The sequence below is a fragment of the Agromyces sp. NPDC055520 genome, assembly GCF_053619715.1.
In genome coordinates this window covers 235,275-251,787 of record NZ_JBSHJY010000001.1, presented here as the reverse complement: position 1 = coordinate 251,787, position 16,513 = coordinate 235,275, and the positions used below count along the sequence as shown (strand labels likewise).

Genomic DNA, 16,513 nt, shown 5'->3' with positions numbered 1-16,513 from the left:
AGTGCCCGCGAACGGGTGCGCGGGGATGTAGCTCAATGGTAGAGCCTCAGTCTTCCAAACTGATTACGCGGGTTCGATTCCCGTCATCCCCTCCATCGAGACACGGTAGATCACCCGTGTCGTCCACGACTCTCCAACCGCTCTCGTCGGCCGCACAACGGTTCGACGACCAACGATCGACGCCACCGCCGCCGCCGCAACGAGGTCGCCATCACCGCGATGATGGTGGCGACGGTCACCCCCGCATCAGCCGAGCCTTCCCTTCCTTGAAATATCGGGGCACCCACGTAGCGTTGTAGTTAGCACACACGTTCAAGGGAAGGTTTACCGATGACCGACACCAAGACTGCCTCCACGACCCTCAACGCCGGCGCGAACGCCGATGTCGCCGCAGGCGTCGCCCAGTTCCTCACTCCCGTCGTGCAAGAGCTCGTGGCCCTCGGCGTCAACGCCAAGCAGGCGCACTGGCACGTGCGCGGAGTGAACTTCATCGCGGTGCACGAGCTGCTCGACGTCGTCGTGGCACACGCGCAGGAGTGGACCGATCTCGCGGCCGAACGGGTCGTCGCCCTCGGCCTCCCCGTCGACGGCCGCCTGAAGTCGGTGGCCGAGAAGAGCGGTGCGGTCAACCCGAAGCTCGGGTTCCAGCCCTACGACGAGGCGATCGCCGACGTCGTCGCGCAGATCGACATCGCGGCCGCGAAGGTCGCCGAGGCGATTGACGGCCTGGCCGAGCTCGACCCGGTGAGCCAGGACATCGTGATCGAGATCCGTCAGGGGCTCGACAAGGACCGCTGGTTCCTCTTCTCCCACGTCGCCGTGAAGTAACGCGCGATGGCGGGCTGACGGGCCCGGGTGCAGAATGCCGGTATGACGGCCGACGCACCCGGGCCTGTTTCGTCTTCGGCGGATGCCGCGGGCGCAGGTTCGGCCGCGGCATCCGGCCCGCCCCTGACCGATGCGCAGAAGTCGCTGCGCGCGCAGATGCTGGCCACCGAGCACTGGAGCCTGCTCGCCTCGCGATCGACGACGCAGAGCGAAGTGCTCACCCGCATCGCGATCTTCCTCACGCTCGTGTCGGCGGGGCTCGTCACGCTCGGCGTGCTCGGCAACGCGACCGGGTTCCGCGGATGGTTCGGAGTCGCAGCCCTCGGCGTGCTGGCACTTCTCGTGCTGCTCGGAGTGATCACCCAACTGCGGGTGTTCAACACCGCGACCGAGGATCTCGCGTACGTGCTCGCGATGAATCGTCTGCGCGGCGCCTACCTCGATCTCGACCCGGGCATCGGGCGGTACTTCCTGATGGGCACGAGCGATGACGAGACGGGCATCGGCATCACCTACTATCCGTTCGCGGCACGCGACCGCTCGCAGGTGTTCGCGAGCTCGATGATGGTGATGCTCGTCGTGAACACCGCACTCATCGGGCTCTTCACCGGTGCGCTGATCTACGCCCTCAGCGCGTCGGTGGGGTGGTCGATCGCCGCGGGTTCGGTCGTCGCGGTGATCTCGTTCCTGTTCTGGATGGTTCGGGGCTACCGGAGCTACCTGCAGGTGCTGCGCACGCACGTCCCGCTCCGCAGCGGTCCCACGGCCTGAGCGGCTGAGCGGCCGAGCGGCCGAGCGGCCGAGCCGACGACGCGCGCACGGCTGCATGACGGGCAAAGCTCAGCGCTGCAGCCAGGTGAGCACGGCGAGCACGCGGCGGTGGTCGGTGCCCGAGTCTTCGAGGCCGAGCTTCTGGAAGATCGAGGTGACGTTCTTCTCGACCGCGCCGACGCCGATGAAGAGCTGCTTCGCGATGCCCGCGTTCGTGCGGCCCTCGGCCATGAGCGTCATGACCTCGCGCTCGCGGGGGGTCAGGGTCTCGAGGGGGTCGCTGCGCCGGGCGAGCAGCTCGCGAACGACCTGCGGGTCGAGCACGGTGCCGCCCTGACTCACCCGCTCGACGGCGTCTTCGAGTTCGTCGAGCGAGGCGACGCGGTCTTTCAGCAGGTAGCCCATGCCGCCTTCGCCCGACGACAGCAGTTCGTGGGCGTACGTTCCCTCGACGTACTGGCTGAGCAGCAGCACGCCCACCTTCGGCATGCGGCGCCGCAGTTCGATGGCCGCGCGCACCCCCTCGTCGCGGAAGGTCGGGGGCATGCGCACGTCGAGGATCGCGAGGTCGGGCCGGGTCTCGTCGAGCGTCGCGAGCAGCGAATCGGCCTCGCCGTACGCCGCCACCGTCTCGAACCCGGCCTCGTCGAAGAGCCGCACGAGCCCCTCGCGGAGCAGCACCGAATCCTCGGCGAGCACGATGCGGAGCGGGGCGCGATCGGTCATGCCCCCACACTATCGGCGGGTCGTTGCGGGATCTCGATACGGCCCTGGCGGGCCTACTCGATCACCGGAGCACCGGTGGTCCGGGCCTACTCGACCAGCGTGCCCGCGAGCGGCGCGAACGGGATGTGTGCACCGATCGTCGTGGGGCCGCCGACGGGGCTGTCGATGACGAGCATGCCCCGGAGGCCCTGCACGCGCTCTTCGAGGCCGGCGAGGCCGTGTCCGGCGGTGAGCGCTGCCCCGCCGCGGCCGTTGTCGGTCACCCACAGGTCGAGCCAGTGCCCGGTCGCTCCCGTGTCACGCGTCGCGACGGCGAGGCGGATCCCGCTCGCCTCGGCGTGCTTGACGGCGTTCGTGAGCAGTTCGGCGGCCACGAAGTAGGCGTTGCGCTCGATCGACGCGGGCAGCGAGGCATCCGTCGGCAGTTCGATCTCGACGGTCACCGGAATCGGACTGCGCGCCGCGACCGATTGCAGGGCGACGGCGAGTCCGCGATCCTGCAGGATCGGCGGGGCGAATCCGCGCGAGAGCGCACGCAGCTCGTCGAGGGTCTCGCGGGCCTGGTCGCGGGCCTCGCCGAGCAGTTCTCGTGCCGACTCGGGGTCGCGCTCGAGCTTGCGCTCGATCGCGGCGAGGTCCATCTGCAGTCGCACGAGCCGCTGCTGCGGGCCGTCGTGGATGTCGCGTTCGAGGCGCCGCAGCGACGCGTCTTCGGCCTGCACCGCAGCGCCGCGCGACGCGTCGAGCTGTGCGACCTCGCGCTCGAGCGCCTCCGAGCGCCAGGTTCCGAGCACTCCGCGTGCGATGACGTCGTGCAGCAGGGTGAGTCCGCGGAACACGAACGGCAGCGTCGCGAGGAAGATCACGCCGATGACGAACTCGAAGACCGCCTCACCGACTCGCGCGTCGACGTTCAGCGTGTTGCCCGGGAACATCCAGTCGACGACGACGTCGTAGAGCCAGAAGTCCTGGTCGTCTCGGCCGTCGGGAATGAAGCGCTGCCAGATCCATCCGGTCGTGCCGCCGAGGGCCACCGAGGTCCATGCGACCGTGATGCTCCACGAGATGACGCTGATGATCGGGTTGATCACCAACCCGTGCAACATGTAGAGCCAGTAGTGCCCGTCGACGAACGGTGCGAACAACGAACGCCAGAAGCCCTGTTCGCGGTTGCCGCGCTCCCACGCCGGTCGAACGATCTCGGCGCGGCCCGCCCAGCGCAGCCGCACGAGCTCGAGGGTGCCGAAACCGCGGGCGACGAAGAGCGATGCGACCACGATGAAGATGCCGAAGACGAGGAAGATCAGGCCGAGACCGGTGAAGAACGTCGTCGAGAGCACCACCAGCCCGGTGATCGCGATGGGCATCGTGAGGATCAGGAAGGCGAACTCCCGCGGCACCGTGGCCCAGAGCGACCAGTAGCCGCGGCGTTTCGCTGCCGCCTCCGTGGTCGCTGCAGGAGCGGACGGCGTGGCGGTGATGCTGGTGTCAGTGCTCATGTTCGGTTCCTTCAGTCATCGTCGCACGTTGGCCGGGCTCGACGACGGCGAACTGGCCCATCATCCCCTGGTCCTCGTGCCACAGCAGGTGGCAGTGGTACATGTACGGCGTGTCGGGGTCGGTGTAGTCCTCGAAGCGCATCAGCAGCTCGTACTTCTTCTCGGGCTCGGCGAAGATCGTGTCCTTCCAGCCGGCGAGTTCCGGCGGCGGTGCCGCGCCGTCGATCGATGCGATGCGGAACTGCACGTCGTGCACGTGGAAGCTGTGCGGCACGGCGTTCGGGTTCTCCACGATCCAGCGCTCGAGCGTGTCGACGGTCACGGTCTCGTCGATGCGACCCATGTCCATCGACCGTCCGTTGATCTCGAAGCTGTCGCCCAGCGTGAAGGTGCGGGTCGTCGCGACCTCGGCCTCGTCGAAGTCGTCGATCGTGTTGAGCACGGCGGGCACCGGCGGCGACGGCGTGAGCGCCCCGGCGGCGCGCACCTCGAGCACGTCGAATGCGTCACTGCCGCCGTTGGTCGCGGCGACCGGTCCGACGAGTCCCGCGATCTCCGGCGTCATCTTCGACTGCAGCACGACCCGCTCGCCGGGTGCGACGCGCAGCAGCACTTCGGCGCGCTCACCGGGCGACAGCCGCACGTGATCGAGCGAGACGGATGACTCGAGCAGCCCGCCGTCCGTCGCAATGAGCTCGACGGGGCGCGCATCGCTCCACGTGAATGCGTAGGTACGCGCCGTCGAGGCGTTCAGCAATCGCAGGCGCACGAGCTCGTCGGACACGTCGAGGAACGGCCCGCGGGTGCCGTTGACGATGAGCTCGTCGCCCATCCCGCCGGCGTAGCCGCGCTGCGTCGACTCCCGCTCGCCGCCCGCCGAGAAGCCCGCGTCCTGCACGATGACGGGCACGTCGTCGACGCCGTACTCCGACGGCAGGCCGAGCGAGCGTTCGTGCTCGTCGTTGACGATGAACATGCCCGCGAGCCCCTTGGCGACGTGCTTCTCGGTCTCGCCGTGCGGGTGGGGGTGGTACCAGAGCGTTGCGGCCTGCTGGTCGATGTCCCATTCGGGCGACCACGAGGCATCCGGGGCCACCATCTGGTGGGGGCCGCCGTCCATCTCGGCCGGCAGGTGCATGCCGTGCCAGTGCACGGTCGTGGGTTCGTCGAGCGAGTTCGTGACGTCGACGCGCACGTGCTCGCCGCGCTCGGCGACGAGGGTCGGCCCGAGGTAACTGCCGTTGAAGCCCCAGGTGTCGCTCGGCACGCCCGACGTGAACTCGGTCGTGCCTGACTGCGCGTCGAGCGAGAACACCCGCGTGCCGTCGACGTCGACGGTCGACTCGGCGAGCGGCGGGATCGCGAGCGGCGTGTCGAAGGCGACCTCGCCGACGGTCGAGATCGGGCCGGGCCCGACGACGCCGCACCCGGCGAACGCGATCGCGACGAGGCCCCCGGCGGCCACTGCGGCGAGCGCGGTGCCGAGCACGGCTCGGGGTCGACGAAGGCGAGAGGGGTGATGGCGTGTCGCTGGCATGATTCAAGCCTCGCGAGCGGCACGAATCCGCCACAGCCGGTGCGCAGCCGAATCGGTGCGGGGGTTTTCCCCCTTCGTCGCTACTCGACCGACGACGAGTGGGTGAGGCGCCCGGCGAGCAGGGTCGCCGCGACTGGCATGGCGCGCAGTTCGTCGACGGATGCCGCGAACGGGTCGAGTTCGAGCACGGCGAGGTCGGCGGGGCCGCCGGCGCGCACGTCGGCGCCGTGCCGACCGGTCGATGCGGCGAGCGCGATGCGTGCTTCGATCGCCTGCTCGGGATGCCAGGGCTCGCGCCCGTCACGGGTACGGCCCACTGCGGCGGCGATCGCGACCCACGGGTCGAGCGGGGCAACCGGGGCATCGGAGCCGAGGGCCAGTTCGACACCCGCCGCCGCGAGGCCGGCGAGCATGAACGCCCGGTCGGTGCGCCCGGCCCAGTACCGGTCGGCGACGTCGCGGTCATCCATGGCGTGCTCGGGCTGCACGCTCGCGACGACGCCGAGTCGTGCGAAGCGGGCGACGTCGTCGCGGCGCAGCAGTTGCGCATGCTCGATCGAGCCGGTGCAGCCGACGGCTTCGAACGCGTCGAGCACCCGGGCGTTGGCCTGGTCGCCGATGGCGTGCACGGCCGGGGTGATGCCCGCCTCGTGGGCGCGTCGCATGAGTGGCACGAGCTCGTCGTACGGCACGGTGGCGAGCCCGTAGGGGTGCTCGTCGGCGCCGAGACCGGGATACGGGTCGAAACACCACGCCGTGCGGGTGTTGAGCGAGCCGTCGGTGATGACCTTGTATCCGCCGACCGTGACGAGCCCGGCAGAGCCCGGCACCTCGTCACCCGTGCGGAGCCCTTCGGTGATCGCACGTTCGAGGTGCTGCGTGTAGATGCCGAACGACACGCGCAGCGCGTCGGCTCCCCCGGCGACCCGGCGGACCCAGTCGTCGCGGTTCCACCGCATCTCGTACTCGGTGATCCCCACCACGCCCCGGCGCGACGCTTGGCGCGCGGCATCGGCGACCCAGCCGTCGAGCACGTCATCGGCGACGTCGTCGATCTCGCGCACGAGCCGGAAGCAGTCGTCTTCGCGGAGCACCCCGCTCGCACCGGTGAGTTCCTCCACCCCGTATCGGCGCAGGGCAGCGGAGTTCAGCCAGCAGGCATGCAGGTCGGCGGCGACGAGCACGACCGGCACGTCGCCGGAGACGGTGTCGAGCACCGCGCGGGTCGGGGCGTCGGCCCAGAGCCCGTCACGGTAGCCGAAGCCGATCACCTCGCGCTCGCCGCGGTCGACGGATGCCCCCACGAGCGACGCCACGGCCGCGGCCGACTCCGCGCCGTCGAGATCGAGACGGCGCGAGACCATGGCCCATTGGGAGAAGTGCACGTGCCGGTCGTAGAGGCCCGGCACGACGAAGCGTCCGTCCAGTTCGAGACGACGGATGCCGCTCGTCGGCGTCTCCCCCGGCGTCTCCCCGCTCGGCACCACCGCGACAACGCGGCCGTCGGCGAGGTGCACGTCGACGATCCCCTCGGTGCCGGGCAGTCGCACACCGGCGAGGATGAGGGGTTCAGCGGCATCCGCTCGGCCAGCCGGCGCGCCGGCGACGATCGCGTCGCTCATGCCGTGGCCGCCCGCATCTCGTCGTGCGTACGACGCATCTCCGCGGCGAGCGCGGGGCTGGCGTAGCGGCCGTCGCCCTCGAGTTCGCCGATGATGCGCTCGACGGTCTCCGCCGGCTTGTTCTGGCTCATCTTGTTCTTCGCGACGAAGCGCGTGATCGGGATGCGGAGGCCGACGGTGCCTGCAGCGATGCGGTCGGCGTACTCGGCGTTCTCGATGGTTCCGCGCATGCGCCGCGGCTCTGGCATGGCGTCTTCGAAGTGATCGACGAGCGCTTCGAGCACCCGGAGATTCTCTTCGTCGGAGAGGATCTCGGGCGTGCCGTACATGTGGGCGGAGACGAAGTTCCAGGTGGGCAGTGCGGGCTTCGCGTCGTACCACCCGGGCGAGATGTAGCCGTGCGGTCCCTGCGCGATGACCATGACCTCGTGGCGACCGAGCTCGTGCAGGACCTCGTCGGGGCGCCCGACATGGGTGAGCAGCGAAATGCCGTCGGCGGTCTCGTCGAGGAGCACGGGGTAGTGCGAGGCGACGAGGCCCGAGGCATCCGTCATGCTGACGATCGTCATCCACGGGTGCTCGCGCACGAGGCGCTTCAGGCCGTCGTCGCTCGCGAGTGCGAAGCTGGGGTTCTGTCTCATCGTTGGTCGCCCTCCGCGAGTGTTAACGCCGGCCCGCGAGTGAGGTCGCTACCACGCCGGCCCGCGTCGGCAACGTTAACACTCGGCGGTGCGAGGTGGGGTGGGGGTGGGGGTCATGCTTGGCAGTAGGGGCACCAGTAGAGCTTGCGGGCGCCCATCTCCTCGAGAACGATGTTCGTGCCGCACACCCGGCAGGGCAGGCCCTCGCGCTTGTACACCCAGTGCCGGTCGTCGCGGCTGGCCATTGCAGCGCGGTACGCCTCGGGGTCGAGGTCGTCCATGGTCATCATCTGCCCGGTCTCGACGCCGATGCGCAGCAACTTCGCCCAGTCGCGCCACAGGTGGCGCACGTGCTCTTCGGGCACGAGCTTGCCCGGCGTGTGCGGATTCTGCTTCGCCCGGAACAGCAGTTCGGCCCGGTAGACGTTGCCGATGCCCGCGACCACGTTCTGGTCCATGAGGAGCAGGCCGATCGGCGTGGCCTTCTTCAGGATCGTGCGGGTGAAGCGCTCCTCGGCCTCGGGCCCGTCGTCGAGCAGCGGATCGGGGCCGAGACGGCCGACGACGGCCTCGACCTGGGCGGGGTCGAGCACCTCGCACGCGGTGGGGCCGCGCAGGTCGGCGCAGATCGTGTCGGTGAGGAGGCGCACCCGCACCTGCCCGACCGGCTCGGGCGGGAAGGTGTCGAGACCGTTGGCGCCGCTCTCCTTCTCGGACTCCGACATGCGCAGCCGGGTCTTGCGGGGCGCGCCGATCGACTGCAGTGAGTTCTCGCCCGCCGAGTCGAAGACGACCGCGTCGGGGTTCGGGCGGTCGAGGAACGTGCCCGCCTGGTTCGTCTGGCCCATGCGCCCGTTCGCCGAGGCGATCGTGGCGTCCATCAGGATCTCGCCCGCGAAGTCCCACGCGCCGTATATGCCGAGGTGCACGCGAAGCCAGACGTCGCCTTCGAAACCGAGGAACATCTGCTTGCCGACGGCCCGGGCATCGGTCATGCGCCGACCGTCGATCTCGGCGGCCCCGGCGACGAACCGGCCCTGCGGGCTCGAGGCGTGCACGACGCGCCCGACGAAGTTGCGCTCGAACTGGCGGGTGATGCGGTGGACGGAGTGACCCTCGGGCACGTCAGAGCCCGCTGGTCGTGCCTGTCGAGACGTCGACGCCCTTGCCCGCGATGTCGCCCGTCGTCTCGTACTCGGCGAGCTGGGCGATGCGGCGCACGTGGCGCTCGTCGCCCGAGAAGGGTTCGGCGATGAAGGCGTCGATGTAGCGGATCGCCTCTTCGACGGTGTGCTGGCGCGCGCCGATCGAGATGACGTTCGCGTCGTTGTGCTCGCGCGCGAGGATCGCCGTGTCCATGCTCCAGACGAGGGCTGCGCGGATGCCGCGGACCTTGTTGGCCGCGATCTGCTCGCCGTTGCCCGACCCCCCGAATACGACGCCGAGCGCGCGAACGCCGGCTGCCTGGTCGCGGGCGACGCCGAGCGCCGCGTTGATGCAGAACGCCGGGTAGTCGTCGAGGGCGTCGTAGACGGCCGGGCCGTGGTCGACGACCTCGTGACCGCCGTTGGTCAGGTGATCGACGAGCGTGCGGCTGAATTCGAGGCCGGCGTGGTCGGTCGCGATGTGGATGCGCATGCGCCAAGTCTAGGGATTCGGCGCCCAGGTGAGCGCACGCCCATGGGGCTGCGCCCAGGCCCGCTGCACCCCGTCGACGGCGAGCACGAGATCGCTGCGCTCGTTCGGCACGTCGTCGCGCACGCGGATGCCGGGAACCACGCTCCGCCCCTCGACCGAGAGCCAGTGACCGGGCAGCTCACCCACCTGCCGGACGAAGTCCTCGCGGCCGGCCTCGTCGAGGTACATGAGCACCGCCGTGTGGAAGACGACGAGCGTGGCATCGGCGGGGGCGGATGCGGCGAGCGCGGCGAGCTGCTCGTTGAGGTCGCCGCGGACGAGCATCGGCGGAGTGCGGGCCGCGATCTCGGCGGCGGCGTGGAGCCGCGCTCGACGATCATCGTGCTCGGGCCACACCAGGGCGTCGAGCCAGTCGACGTCGGCCGGGGAGCGCACGTCGAGCGGGTGCAGGTCGATGCCGGCGCGCCACACGACCTCGGGCATGACCGCGGGAACGGGCGCGGGCACGCCACCGCGCAGGGTGCAGTCGAGCACGACCTCGCTCGGGCCGTCGACGGGGTCGAACTGCCTTCGCCCCGAATAGCGGTAGCTGTACCGATCGGGGTAGAGGCAGAGGCCGGCGGATGCCCCGACCTCGAGCAGCGCGATCGGGCCGTCGATACCGCCGAGCACAGGTAGGTGCAGAGCGCATCGGGCGGCCTCGTTCGTCTGCGTGGCGTGGGTCGACGCGACATCGCGCACCGCGCTCCAGTGTTCGGCCAACCACGCCGCGAACACCGCGTAGTCGCCGCTCGGGACGCCGAGCAGGCGAGCGGATGAGAAGACGAGGTTCGGCTGCCGCTTCTGCGATGGCAGCTCGTCGATCAGGGCGAGCACCGCGGCATCCATCGCCACGCCCGCCGCCCAGGCCTCGTAGGTTGCGGACATGCCGTGCGCCTCGACCTCGGCGAACGCACGGTACCGGTCGGCGGTCGATGCCGAGGCGTCGGTGCTGGTGCTCATGGCGTCACGCTACCCCCGCTTCCGTTGGTCGAGTAGGCGCGCCAGCGCCGTATCGAGACCTGGTGCGGTCTCGATACGCTCCTTCGTCGCTACTCGACCAACGAATGACGCGCTACTCGACCAACGGGGTGGCGGCACACACAGGTGATCAGGGGTTCCGGCACGTAGAATCGCCGGATGCCCTCCGACGCCTCCGCCTCCGTCAGCGCGCCCACGATCGACGCGCGCGATCTCGAGACGACGCTGCGGGTGCTGGCCACGCTCAGCGAGCTCGACGAAGACGATCCCGACTTCGAGACCGTGCGCCGCGCGACGGCGAAGATGTTCAAGGCGGTCAAGGTCGCCCGCCGCCTCGCCAAGCGCAAGATCGTGCAGGATGCCGACCGAGCCGTGATCGCCGCGACCGCGACGGGCGCACCGACCCGCATCGACGACGAGACCCGCGGCGCCGACCTCGTGAGCGGCACCGACGCGCGCACCGCCGGTGAGCTGCAGGTGGCGCGACCCTGCTACATCTGCAAGCAGCGCTACACCCTCGTCGACGCGTTCTACCACCAGCTCTGCCCGAGTTGCGCGGCCATGAGCCACGCGAAGCGCGACGCTCGCACCGACCTCACGGGCAAGCGCGCCCTGCTCACCGGGGGCCGCGCGAAGATCGGCATGTACATCGCGCTGCGCCTGCTGCGCGACGGCGCGCACACCACGATCACGACCCGGTTCCCGCGCGACGCCGCCCGCCGGTTCGCCGCGATGCCCGACGCCGGGGACTGGCTGCACCGACTGAAGATCGTCGGCATCGACCTGCGCGACCCCGCACAGGTCATCGCGCTCGCCGACGACGTCGCTGCGCAGGGCTCCCTCGACATCCTCATCAACAACGCGGCCCAGACCGTGCGCCGCTCCCCCGGTTCGTACTCGCCCCTCGTCGAGGCCGAGTCCTCGCCGCTGCCGGGCGGCCCGATGCCCGAGCTCGTGAGCTTCGGCCACACGAACGACGCGCACCCGCTCGCGCTGGCCGACTCCGTGTCGAGCCACCCGGTGCTCTCGTCGGGGCTTTTCGCCGGCACGATGACGGCCGACGACCTCACGGCCCTCGCCCTCGCCCCCGGTTCGAGCTCGCTCGCGAAGCTCGCCGACCGCACCGCGATCGACGCCGGCGGCCTCGTGCCCGACCTGCACCACGAGAACAGCTGGAGCGCGGTCGTGCAGGACGTGGATCCGCTCGAGATGCTCGAGGTGCAGCTCTGCAACACGACGGCCCCGTTCATCCTCGTGAGCCGCCTGAGGGCGTCGCTGGCCGCGTCGGTGGCCCGTCGCACCTATGTCGTCAACGTCTCGGCGATGGAGGGCGTGTTCAGTCGCGGCTACAAGGGCCCGGGGCATCCGCACACCAACATGGCGAAGGCCGCGATGAACATGCTCACACGCACGAGCGCGAAGGAGATGCTCGCCGACGGCATCCTCATGACGAGCGTCGACACGGGCTGGATCACCGACGAGCGGCCGCACCCCACGAAGGTCCGGCTCGCCGAGGAGGGATTCCACGCCCCGCTCGACCTCGTCGACGGCGCGGCGCGGGTGTACGACCCGATCGTGCGCGGCGAGGCCGGCGAAGACGTCACGGGCGTGTTCCTGAAGGACTACTCGCGCGCCGACTGGTGACGTGAGCCGCGGCATCCGCTCGCCCTTCGACCGCCCGACCTGATGACCGCAGCCCGCCTCGAGAGCTAGGCTGATGCACGTTGCCTGCGGCCACGAGCCGCGTCGATGACTGCCGAAGGAGCAGACGTGCCCGGAGAGAACCTCACCCGAATCGAAGCCGAGGAGCGTGCAGCGCTCGTCTCGGTGCGCGACTACGACGTCGTGCTCGACGTCACCACAGGGCCGGAGGTGTTCCGCAGCCAGACGACCGTGCGATTCACCGCGACCGCGGGTGCGTCGACGTTCATCGACGCCATCACGGCGACCGTGCACTCGGTCACCCTGAACGGCGTCGAACTCGACCCCGCCGAGGTGAGCGACGGCGTGCGCATCCAGCTGCCGAACCTCGCCGCTGAGAACGAACTCGTCGTCGTCGCCGACGGCCGCTACATGAACACGGGCGAGGGCCTGCACCGCTTCGTCGACCCCGCCGACGGCGAGGTCTACCTCTACACCCAGTTCGAGGTGCCCGACTCGCGCCGCATGTTCGCCGTGTTCGAGCAGCCCGACCTGAAGGCCGAGTTCAGGTTCACGGTCACCGCGCCGTCGCACTGGCAGGTCGTGTCGAACCAGCCGACGCCCGAGCCGGTTTCGGCAGGCTCAACCAGCGGAGAGGGCGGGTCGACCACCGGAGACGTCTCGACGGCCACATGGGCGTTCGAGCCGACGCCGCGCATGTCGAGCTACATCACCGCGCTCATCGCCGGCCCCTACGACGTCGTGCGCGACGAACTCACGAGCTCCGACGGGCGGGTCATCCCCCTCGGCGTGTTCAGCCGCAAGAGCCTCTCGCAGTACCTCGACGCCGACTACATCTTCGAGAAGACGAAGCAGGGCTTCGCCTACTTCGAGGGCAAGTTCGACGTGCCATACCCGTTCACGAAGTACGACCAGCTCTTCGTGCCCGAGTACAACGCCGGCGCGATGGAGAACGCGGGCGCGGTGACCTTCACCGAGGTCTACGTGTTCCGTTCGAAGGTCACCGACGCGATCAAGGAGCGCCGGGTCGTCACGATCCTGCACGAGCTCGCGCACATGTGGTTCGGCGACCTCGTCACCATGAAGTGGTGGAACGACCTGTGGCTGAACGAGTCGTTCGCCGAGTGGGCGTCGACGATCGCCACCGCCGAGGCCACCGAGTGGCACCACGCGTGGACGACCTTCAACTCGATGGAGAAGAGCTGGGCGTACCGTCAGGACCAGCTGCCCTCGACGCACCCGATCGTCGCCGAGATCCGCGACCTCGAAGACGTGCTCGTCAACTTCGACGGCATCACGTACGCCAAGGGCGGTTCGGTGCTCAAGCAGTTGGCCGCCTGGGTCGGCATCGAGGCGTTCTTCACGGGCGTCTCGGCGTACTTCAAGAAGCACGCGTGGGGCAACACGACCCTCGCCGACCTGCTCTCCGAGCTCGAGGTCGCGAGCGGCCGCGACCTGTCGGCCTGGTCGAAGCTCTGGCTCGAGACCGCGGGCGTCAACACCCTGCGCCCTGAGATCGCGACGGACGACGCGGGCACGATCACCGCGTTCACCGTGCTGCAGTCGGCGCACCCCGACTACCCGACGATCCGCCCGCACCGCGCCGCGATCGGCTTCTACAACCTCGTCGACGGCAAGCTCGTGCGCGAGCACCGCGTCGAGCTCGACATCGACGGCGAGCAAACGGATGTCGCGGAGCTCGTCGGTCTCGTCCGCCCCGACCTCGTGCTGCTCAACGACGACGACCTCGCCTACGCGAAGATCCGTCTCGACGAGGCGTCGCAGCAGGTCGCGATCGCCAACCTGTCGAAGATCGAGGACCCACTCGCACGCGCCCTCGTCTGGAGCTCGGTGTGGGACGCCGTGCGCGACGCCGAGACGAGCGCGAGCGACTACCTCGAGCTCGTGCTCGGCAACATCGCGAGCGAGACCGAGTCGACGACGCTGCGCATCATCCTCGCGAACGCGCAGCTCGCGGCGAGCTCGTACGTCGCCCCCGAGCGCCGGGCCGACGCCCGCCGCACCCTCGCCGACGGGTTCTGGCAGCTCGCACGCGAGGCCGCGGCCGGCAGCGACGCCCAGTTCCAGTTCGTGAAGGCGTTCGCCTCGATCGCCGAGGCCGGATCGCACATCGACGCCCTCGCGGGCCTGTTCGACGGCTCGATCACGCTCGACGGTCTCGACATCGACACCGACCTCGGCTGGGAGCTGCTCATCGCGCTCGTCGCCGCCGGCCGAGCGGGCGATGCGGAGATCGACGCACGCCTCGCCTCGGACAAGACCGCCACGGGCCAGGAGTCGGCCGCGCATGCCCTCGCGGCGACGCCGACCGCCGAGGGCAAGCAGCGCGCGTGGGCCTCGATCATCGACGTCGACACGGCGACGAACTCGATCGTGCGCACGACCGCGGCCGGCTTCGTGCGCGCCGACGACCAGTCGCTGCTGGCGCCGTACATCGAGCGGTACTTCGGCATGCTCGACGGCGTCTGGACGAGCCGCAGCTACGCGATCGCCGAGAAGCTCGTCGACCTGCTCTACCCCGCGCCGCTCGCCAGCCACGAGCTCGTCGATGCGAGCCACGCCTGGCTCGCGGCCAACGCCGACGCGGCGCCGGCACTGCGCCGCCTCGTCGTCGAGAACGTCGCCGGCGTCGAGCGCGCACTCGCCGCGCAGGCGCGCGACGCAGAGTAGAACCTCGCACGACCGCTCAGGGCGGGTCGAGTGGTACTTCGGTACCACCTCGGCCCGCCCTGAACCATTCTCAAGACGGATGTCGCCGAGCCGCGCGATCTCTAGCGTTGAAGCATGATCACGGCAGAAGGGCTCGTCAAGCGCTACGGCGCGAAGACCGCCGTCAACGACATCAGTTTCACCGTCCGCCCGGGGCAGGTCACCGGGTTCCTCGGACCGAACGGCGCGGGCAAGTCCACCACGATGCGCATGATCGTCGGGCTCGACCGCCCGAGCGACGGCAGCGTCACGGTCAACGGCAAGCCGTACGCCGCGCACCGGGCGCCACTGCACGAGGTCGGCGCCCTGCTCGACGCGAAGGCCGTGCACACCGGCCGCAGCGCCTACAACCACCTGCTCGCAATGGCCGCCACGCACGGCATCGGCGCGAGCCGCGTGCGCGAGGTCATCGAGCTCACCGGCCTCGAGTCCGTCGCCCGCAAGCGCGTCGGCGGGTTCTCGCTCGGCATGGGCCAGCGACTCGGCATCGCGGCGGCGATGCTCGGCGACCCGGCGACGCTCATCCTCGACGAGCCCGTCAACGGCCTCGACCCCGAGGGCGTGCTGTGGGTGCGCCAGTTCGTGCGCCACCTCGCCTCGGAGGGCCGCACGATCTTCCTCTCCTCGCACCTCATGAGCGAGATGGCGCTCACGGCCGACCATCTCATCGTGCTCGGCCGCGGCGAGATCATCGCCGACGCACCGGTCGCCGACATCATCGCGGGCGGCACGCGTCCCCGCGTGCTCGTGCGCTCACCGCACTCGTCGCAGCTCGCCGAGCTGCTCGCGGCCCCCGAGGTCGCGGTCATCCGCTCCGAGGCGGGAGTGCTCGAGGTGACGGGAGTCGAGGCATCCGGAATCGGCGACCTCGCGGCCCTCAACCAGCTCACGATCCATGAACTCACTCCCCTCAGCGCGTCGCTCGAAGAGGCCTACATGGCCCTGACCTCCGACGCCGTCGAATACCGCACGGAGGCAGTCCGATGACCACGATCACCCCGCCGGCGCACCCGTCGCAGCGCGCGCACTCCACCTCGTTGACGTTCGGCGGCGTGCTCCGCTCCGAGTGGATCAAGCTCAAGAGCCTCCGCTCGACCACCTGGTCGTACCTCATCGTCATCGCGATCTCGCTCGGCATGGCGCTCATCATGTCGCTCAGCATGGTCAGCGGCATGAACGGCGGAGCGGATGCGGCGGGCGCCCCCGCCTCCGAGCAGTCCACGCTGATCATGCAGTCGTCGGTGTTCGGAGTCTTCTTCGGCCAACTGGTCGCCGGCGTGCTCGGCGTGCTCGTCGTCAGCGGCGAGTACACCACGGGCATGATCCGTTCGACGCTCACGGCCGTGCCGAAGCGGCTGCCGGCCCTCACCGCCAAGGCGATCGTGCTGTTCGTCGCGACGTTCGTCGTCGGGCTTCTCGCAAACCTCGGTGCGTTCCTGGTCTCGTCGGTCGTGTTCGCGGGCATCGACGTCTCGGCGAACATCGCCGACGCCGCGATCTTCCTGCCGCTGCTCGGCGGTGCGCTCTACCTCGCGCTCGTCTCGGTGTTCGCGCTCGGTGTCGGCACCATGATCCGCAGCAGCGCGGGCGGCATCGCCACGGTGCTCGGCGTCATGCTGCTGCTGCCGACGGTGCTGCAGATGATCCCCGCCGACTGGGCGCGCGAGGTCATCCCGTACCTCTTCTCGAGCGCGGGCCTCGGCATCTTCACGTCGACGACGGCCGCGCCGACCGCCGACGAACTCGGCGCCTGGGTGAACCTCCTGATCGTGCTCGCCTGGGTGGGGGCATCCATGGCCGGCGCTGCGGTGCTGCTGAAGCGACGGGACGCGTAGAGTC

14 protein-coding genes and 1 tRNA gene are annotated in these 16,513 nt (G+C 69.8%); 7 read left to right on the top strand and 8 right to left on the bottom strand.

The window, feature by feature from the left end:
* Positions 1-21: 21 nt before the first annotated feature.
* From ACWGST_RS01150 to ACWGST_RS01140, 3 genes are all read left to right on the top strand, one after another.
* A tRNA-Gly gene (locus tag ACWGST_RS01150) sits at positions 22-95 on the top strand.
* 235 nt (positions 96-330) lie between these two features.
* Positions 331-828 (top strand): Dps family protein, encoded by a 498-nt coding sequence (locus tag ACWGST_RS01145; protein ID WP_452044801.1) that lies wholly within the window; start codon positions 331-333, stop codon positions 826-828.
* Positions 829-870: 42 nt separating this feature from the next.
* Positions 871-1,599 (top strand): hypothetical protein, encoded by a 729-nt coding sequence (locus ACWGST_RS01140; RefSeq protein ID WP_452044800.1) that lies wholly within the window; start codon positions 871-873, stop codon positions 1,597-1,599.
* A gap of 69 nt (positions 1,600-1,668) precedes the next feature.
* Here the strand turns inward: ACWGST_RS01140 and ACWGST_RS01135 are convergent, their stop codons facing one another.
* The 8 genes from ACWGST_RS01135 to ACWGST_RS01100 form a co-directional block, all read right to left on the bottom strand.
* Positions 1,669-2,325 (bottom strand): response regulator transcription factor, encoded by a 657-nt coding sequence (locus ACWGST_RS01135; RefSeq protein ID WP_452044799.1) that lies wholly within the window; start codon positions 2,323-2,325, stop codon positions 1,669-1,671.
* A gap of 86 nt (positions 2,326-2,411) precedes the next feature.
* On the bottom strand, positions 2,412-3,824 hold the full coding sequence (locus tag ACWGST_RS01130; protein WP_452044798.1) for a sensor histidine kinase: 1,413 nt from the start codon (positions 3,822-3,824) through the stop codon (positions 2,412-2,414).
* Positions 3,814-5,361: a multicopper oxidase family protein gene (locus ACWGST_RS01125; protein WP_452044797.1), complete on the bottom strand. Its 1,548-nt coding sequence runs from the start codon at positions 5,359-5,361 to the stop codon at positions 3,814-3,816. The genes ACWGST_RS01130 and ACWGST_RS01125 overlap by 11 nt, the downstream gene beginning before the upstream one ends.
* 80 nt (positions 5,362-5,441) lie before the next feature.
* Positions 5,442-6,983, bottom strand: a complete 1,542-nt coding sequence (locus ACWGST_RS01120; RefSeq protein ID WP_452044796.1) for an amidohydrolase — start codon at positions 6,981-6,983, stop codon at positions 5,442-5,444.
* Positions 6,980-7,624, bottom strand: coding sequence for an FMN-binding negative transcriptional regulator (locus tag ACWGST_RS01115; protein ID WP_452044795.1), 645 nt, complete (start codon positions 7,622-7,624; stop codon positions 6,980-6,982). Before ACWGST_RS01115 ends, ACWGST_RS01120 begins: the two co-directional genes overlap by 4 nt.
* A gap of 113 nt (positions 7,625-7,737) precedes the next feature.
* The gene (locus tag ACWGST_RS01110) at positions 7,738-8,748 is read right to left on the bottom strand and encodes an Fpg/Nei family DNA glycosylase (protein ID WP_452044794.1); all 1,011 of its coding nucleotides are present in this window, start codon (positions 8,746-8,748) and stop codon (positions 7,738-7,740) included.
* A 1-nt stretch (position 8,749) separates the two neighbouring features.
* On the bottom strand, positions 8,750-9,262 hold the full coding sequence (locus ACWGST_RS01105) for a ribose-5-phosphate isomerase (protein ID WP_452044793.1): 513 nt from the start codon (positions 9,260-9,262) through the stop codon (positions 8,750-8,752).
* Between the two features lie 9 nt (positions 9,263-9,271).
* Positions 9,272-10,264, bottom strand: a complete 993-nt coding sequence (locus ACWGST_RS01100) for a DUF2332 domain-containing protein (RefSeq protein ID WP_452044792.1) — start codon at positions 10,262-10,264, stop codon at positions 9,272-9,274.
* Positions 10,265-10,441: 177 nt separating this feature from the next.
* Between ACWGST_RS01100 and ACWGST_RS01095 the strand changes: the two genes are divergently transcribed.
* The 4 genes from ACWGST_RS01095 to ACWGST_RS01080 all read left to right on the top strand — a co-directional run bounded on the left by ACWGST_RS01095 (position 10,442) and on the right by ACWGST_RS01080 (position 16,509).
* Positions 10,442-11,926, top strand: coding sequence for an SDR family NAD(P)-dependent oxidoreductase (locus ACWGST_RS01095; RefSeq protein WP_452044791.1), 1,485 nt, complete (start codon positions 10,442-10,444; stop codon positions 11,924-11,926).
* A gap of 126 nt (positions 11,927-12,052) precedes the next feature.
* Positions 12,053-14,635: an aminopeptidase N gene (gene pepN, locus ACWGST_RS01090; RefSeq protein WP_452044790.1), complete on the top strand. Its 2,583-nt coding sequence runs from the start codon at positions 12,053-12,055 to the stop codon at positions 14,633-14,635.
* Positions 14,636-14,749: 114 nt separating this feature from the next.
* Complete coding sequence (locus ACWGST_RS01085) at positions 14,750-15,661, top strand: ABC transporter ATP-binding protein (RefSeq protein WP_452044789.1); 912 nt, start codon at positions 14,750-14,752, stop codon at positions 15,659-15,661.
* Entirely contained in the window at positions 15,658-16,509 is an 852-nt protein-coding gene (locus tag ACWGST_RS01080; protein ID WP_452044788.1) for an ABC transporter permease, read from the top strand. Before ACWGST_RS01085 ends, ACWGST_RS01080 begins: the two co-directional genes overlap by 4 nt.
* Positions 16,510-16,513: the final 4 nt, after the last annotated feature.